This is a genomic window from Mesorhizobium sp. M4A.F.Ca.ET.090.04.2.1 (assembly GCF_003999085.1).
Classification (GTDB): Bacteria; Pseudomonadota; Alphaproteobacteria; order Rhizobiales; family Rhizobiaceae; genus Mesorhizobium.
In genome coordinates this window covers 1-574 of record NZ_RZOT01001007.1, presented here as the reverse complement: position 1 = coordinate 574, position 574 = coordinate 1, and the positions used below count along the sequence as shown (strand labels likewise).

Genomic DNA, 574 nt, shown 5'->3' with positions numbered 1-574 from the left:
GCCCAGTACCTGGGACATGGCAGCGGCCAGATCCGGCTCCTTGCCTTGCAATGCGGAAGCGAACTCCCCGAAGAGCGTGGAGCCGATGCCGACAATGACGGCGAGCACCATCACCTTGATGCCTGACGAGATAACATGGCCGAGCACGCGTTCGGCCAGGAACGCTGAACGGTTCCAAAGTGCGAATGGAACCAAAACAAAACCTGCCAGCGTGGTGAGCTTGAACTCAAGGATAGTGATGAAAAGCTGGATGGAAAGGATGAAGAAGGCGATGATGACCAGGAACCAGGCCATCAGCAGCACGAAGATGGTCAGTGCGTTGCCGAAGATTTCCGGGAAGCCCAGGAGCTGACTGGCTTGGTCAAGCATTGGCCAAGCACCTTCGAAACCGGTCGCGGCAATGCGGCCCGGGCGCAGGAGATTGTCTGCCGACAGATTGCCGGCCGACGCATTAATCCCGAGACCGGCAAAAGAACGATAAATGATATCGGCGAGGTTCTTGAAATTGTTCAGGATGAAGGCGAAGACGCCAACATAGAGCACCTTGCGGACAAGCCGGCCGAGAACGCTGGTC

Annotated in this window: 1 protein-coding gene; it reads right to left on the bottom strand. The window is 57.0% G+C overall.

Annotated elements, in window-relative coordinates; translation table 11 throughout:
• Positions 1-574: P-type conjugative transfer protein TrbL (gene trbL / locus EN781_RS33765; RefSeq protein ID WP_127400792.1), on the bottom strand; the 574-nt coding region annotated here is incomplete at both ends.